Raw genomic sequence first — 4,226 nt, 5'->3', positions numbered from 1 at the left:
TGAAAACTAGAGAACCGCCGTGTACCGAACGGTACGCACGGTGGTGTGAGAGGTCGGCGGGTCATTGCCCGCCTCCTACTCGATTTTAACTAATTATAGTTGGGGTCAGCCGTCTATCGGCAGACCTCTTTTCATTTTTATTATTCACTTTATCAGACATGCCCGGTCAAGCTTTATTCTGATGATTCTTGATATACAAAGGGAATCTCCAGGATAGTCAATTTTTTGAATTTCATTGTACCACCATTCTCGATTAATTTTACAAAGAAATAAGGCTTCCGGTTTCCCAGAAGCCTTATTTTTATTGGAGCCACTTATCGGATTCGAACCAACGACCCTCTCATTACGAATGAGATGCTCTACCAGCTGAGCTAAAGTGGCATATGATTGTACCTGAACGGTACTTTACTAGTATATCCATTTCGTGGCGTTTTGTCAAGAGGTAAAAAATTGAAAAAAATCGATATATTTGTTTCTTCGTTATATTTACAACGTACAATCGAAGCAGCGCAGGTTATACTATACGTGTAAAGAGGAAACGGTGATGAACCGGAATACGATAATCCTCCATATGATATATGTATCGCGAAAGGAGCGATGACTTATGAAATTCAAAGTAAATGATTCCTGTATCTCTTGTGGTATGTGCGCAGGTTCCTGTCCGGAAGTATTCCACATGGCTGATTCCGGTATGGCTGAAGCGATTCCTGACGATGTAGCACCGGAAGTTGAAGAATCCGCTATTGACGCAATGAACAACTGCCCGGCAGGCGCCATCGAAGAAGCCTGAGAAAGAAATACACAGGGCGTACGGCATCGGCAGGGTGCTGATATCGTGCAGATATAAAGTGAGACTCCCGTAACACAAAGCAGAGGCTGCAATGAAATGGCTTTAAAAGTTCGTTTCGTTGCAGCCTCTGTTTTATCTTTCGCTACAAGTCATAGATTATTTGGTTTAAACAAAATCTTATTTTTTTTCGTAGTAGTATCGTGTCCACATGGTAACTTCCGAAAGGGACGGGTGGGGCGTCATGGTTTCACTCAGGGTATAGACACTGCGCGGATCCAGCGTGCGCGTAAGGGGGAGATCGCGCAGATACTGTGCGTCGGCTGAGGCAATATCCGGGCGGAGAGGTTGTACTGTGTGAGTACCGCACATGAGAAGGTTGACAAAGGGTTGGATGAGGATGGACGCTTCGTGGCCTACGATGTGGGCGCCGAGAATCTGTTTGCTCGTTTTGTCGATGATGAGTTTGATAAATCCGTCATCAGAAGCTCCCGGTTCGTATCCCAGTGCATAGCCTTTGGCTGAGGCAGAGTAGTGGTTGACTGCCGTTTCCACATCATATCCCTGCTTTCGGGCTCCTTCTTCCGTAAGTCCTGTATGGGCCGTTTCCGGATAGGTATAGGTTACGGCCGGTACGGCATCGTATTGTGCCCAGCGCCAGTTTTCGCGGGGCATATGGGAAAAGAGATTGTGGGCTATGATTTCGGCTTCGTAATTGGCTTTATGGCGGAATGGCGCCCTGCCATTGACATCGCCCAGGGCCCAGATGCCATCTGCGCTGGTTTCGAGAAACTCATTGGTCTCGATATAGCCGCGGCTGTCGAGACGGACATCCGTATGTTCCAGCTGTAGCAGTTCTGTCATAGGGCGGATGCCGGGGGCCACGAGGATTTCTTCGGCCCGTACTTCTGCCGTCGTCCCGTCTGTACGGTTGCGGATAGTCAGGACTTTTTCATCGCCTTCGCGCCGCACGGATATCGTGTCCTGATTCAGGCGGACATCGATATGACGGTTCTGGAACTGGCGCAGCATGAACGCCGAGATTTCTGGCTCTTCTTTTGGCAGAAGGCGGACGTTGTGCTGGATGATGGTGACCTGGGTGCCGGCCGCTTCAAAGACATGAGAAAATTCACAGCCTATGGGGCCGCCGCCGATGACAATCAGGCTCTTATACGGTTTTCCCGGGAATTTGGGACCAAAGAATGTTTCTGACGTAATGTAACCGCATTCTTCCAGACCGGGGAGTACGGGGATATTCGTCCGGCCACCAGTACCGATAAAAATCTGCCGGCCTTCCAGTTCTTCTGCTGTACCGTCGGATTTTGTCACGGCAATCGTCTTTTTGCCGGTAAACGAGGCCGTGCCGTTATAGGTATCGACGTTGGGGAATTGGTCATAATACGCCTGAATGGCCGGACTTTCGTCTATTTTCTGCCACAGCCTCCGGGCCAGCGTATCCCAGTCCAGCGTGGCGTTTTCCGCTGTGACACCGATACGGGCTCCTTCCCGTATTTCACAGAGCAGATTGGCTGCTGTCACCATGACTTTTGTCGGGATGCAGCCCCGGTTCAGGCAGGTACCGCCGAAGCGGCCCCGCTCGATGATAGCAACTTGTTTATGCTGCCGTATAGCGGCATCAGCAATGATGTTGGCTGCTCCCGTGCCGATGATAATGACATCGTATTGTTTCATGGAAATCCTCCTTGTATATGGAAATCTTGTATATAATAAGTGTACGGAAAAAAACGTCTTCCTGTCAATGAGGCAGGAAGACGTTTTTGGTAATTAGTGTGTTTCCGGCAGGCTCTGGGAGAATATCGATTCCAGTGCCGGCTTCATCGTGTATGCATACAGCCATGTGTACCGATGGCTGCCGCCTTTGTAAATCGTAAGATAGTGGCTGCAGTCTGGTTCAATCAGAGAGGCGGCTTCGGCCTGCAGCTGTACGGTTGGTACATTGGCATCCAGTGTCTGGCGATCGACTTTGGTACCGGATTTTTCCAGATTCCCCAATATTTCCGTCATGCTCGGGTAGGCACCGGCATCGCCTTCACAGATGACCGTCCAGAGCGGCTGGCTGGCAAGAGGAGCCGTAACGGCGGCATTCCATTTGCAGGCGATGAGATACGATGTGGCAAAGAAGTGAGGATATTTAACATCCATGGCAATCGATGTCATGCCGCCCATGGACTGGCCTGTGTTGTATATGCGCCGCGTATCGATGGAGTAAGTCTGGCAGAGAGACTGGATGAGGTGGATCGTACGATCCAGTTCTGGCCCGTAGTCGTAATTGTCATCGACGATAACCGTGTCGTACTGGGGCGCCAGAACGAAGCAGGGATGACTGGCCTGCCATCCGGGCGATGCGAAGGTGACGGCTCCCAGCCCCTGGACGAGCGTTGCTTTGACGTCCGGTGAGACGACGCCGGCATCATGCATGAAAAGGACGAGGGGGTATTTCTTTTGTGGATCGTAGTTCTTCGGAACATAGAGATTATACTTTAATACAGCATTCTGCTGCTGGCTGTCCGTAAAGGTCCCCTGGATAAAATCTTCGACAATCAGATCCCTGGATTTGGAAGTTTCTATCCCTTCTTCCGGCCCATAGAGAGCGCCTGATACCGTTTTTACAAATCCCGTCTGGCTGACGTTCGCCTTCATGACGGGAAGTGGACTGGGATTACCGTGGCTTCCCAACTGGGGTCCGCCGCCATGGCCTTTTTTCTGACGGTCTTTGACGGGGCCGTCTTCCGGATGAGGATCGACAGAGGAATCGACGAGGGGCAGGGCCTGGAGCTGGAGTACGACATAGTTCCCTGATTCCGTATGGGCAGTTGTTTTTTCTGCCGCCGTGTTTGTATAGACTTTTTCAATCGTCCGGCCATCGACGGTATAGTCGGAAGGGGAAAGGGAAGATGAAAGAACCGGCGCATCGTACTGGACGATGACATGAGAGACGTGCTCGCCATCTCCTGTAACTTCCCCGATGGCTTCAGCCTCTGTAATATGATTGGCAGCAAAAGACGTGCTGCCCAGTGAGAGACACAGCATGATAGCGGCGCCCAGCCGGCGCCAGGATTTCCATTTCATTTGCATAGAACCTTCTTTTCTGATGACAGGTAAAACTAATAATATATATCAATTGACCTTAGTATACACAGAAAAGATGGCGGTTACGTCACAATACAGACACAGTTCATCGCGGACTGCCTGACGAAACGGACTATCAGCTGATTTTGCTGCCGTTGGCTTTCATCTTGAAACGCAGGCCCAGGACTTCTGCGGCTCGTTTGCACATGAGCAGGCGCTGGAGAAAAATTTCGAAATAATCCATAAGGGAACATATGCTTTCATCGAGTTCGACTTCCAACGTAATAATACGCTTCTGCACGTCTACGTGCAGTGTCGAGGACAGGGCGGCGTAATTGACCCGGTCATG

The 4,226-nt window shown here is 50.3% G+C and carries 3 protein-coding genes, 1 tRNA gene and 1 pseudogene; 1 reads left to right on the top strand and 4 read right to left on the bottom strand.

Annotated elements, in window-relative coordinates; translation table 11 throughout:
- Nucleotides 1-305: 305 nt before the first annotated feature.
- Nucleotides 306-381, bottom strand: a tRNA-Thr gene (locus DBO31_RS04010).
- Between the two features lie 223 nt (nucleotides 382-604).
- On the opposite strand from DBO31_RS04010, the gene DBO31_RS04005 reads away from it, so the two are divergent.
- Nucleotides 605-790 carry a ferredoxin gene (locus DBO31_RS04005; protein WP_075581604.1) on the top strand — a complete coding sequence of 62 codons (186 nt, stop codon included), beginning with the start codon at nucleotides 605-607 and terminating at the stop codon, nucleotides 788-790.
- Between the two features lie 177 nt (nucleotides 791-967).
- Here DBO31_RS04005 and DBO31_RS04000 read toward each other — a convergent pair whose 3' ends face one another.
- The 3 genes and pseudogenes from DBO31_RS04000 to DBO31_RS03990 all read right to left on the bottom strand — a co-directional run.
- Nucleotides 968-2,479 carry an NAD(P)/FAD-dependent oxidoreductase gene (locus tag DBO31_RS04000; protein ID WP_150824498.1) on the bottom strand — a complete coding sequence of 504 codons (1,512 nt, stop codon included), beginning with the start codon at nucleotides 2,477-2,479 and terminating at the stop codon, nucleotides 968-970.
- 93 nt (nucleotides 2,480-2,572) lie between these two features.
- Nucleotides 2,573-3,877 carry a hypothetical protein gene (locus DBO31_RS03995; protein ID WP_150824497.1) on the bottom strand — a complete coding sequence of 435 codons (1,305 nt, stop codon included), beginning with the start codon at nucleotides 3,875-3,877 and terminating at the stop codon, nucleotides 2,573-2,575.
- 136 nt (nucleotides 3,878-4,013) lie between these two features.
- A pseudogene (locus tag DBO31_RS03990) lies at nucleotides 4,014-4,226 on the bottom strand (phosphohydrolase); the annotation flags it as partial.

The organism is Megasphaera sp. DJF_B143 (assembly GCF_900320625.1).
Taxonomy (GTDB): Bacteria; Bacillota; Negativicutes; order Veillonellales; family Megasphaeraceae; genus Megasphaera; species Megasphaera hexanoica.
This window is presented reverse-complemented; position numbering and strand designations above follow the sequence as displayed.

What these genes read in the sequence shown, in the direction of transcription:
- DBO31_RS03995 (WP_150824497.1), bottom strand. Translation starts at nt 3,877, where the DNA reads ATGAAATGGAAATCCTGGCGCCGGCTGGGCGCCGCTATCATGCTGTGT.
- DBO31_RS04000 (WP_150824498.1), bottom strand. Translation starts at nt 2,479, where the DNA reads ATGAAACAATACGATGTCATTATCATCGGCACGGGAGCAGCCAACATC.
- DBO31_RS04005 (WP_075581604.1), top strand. Translation starts at nt 605, where the DNA reads ATGAAATTCAAAGTAAATGATTCCTGTATCTCTTGTGGTATGTGCGCA.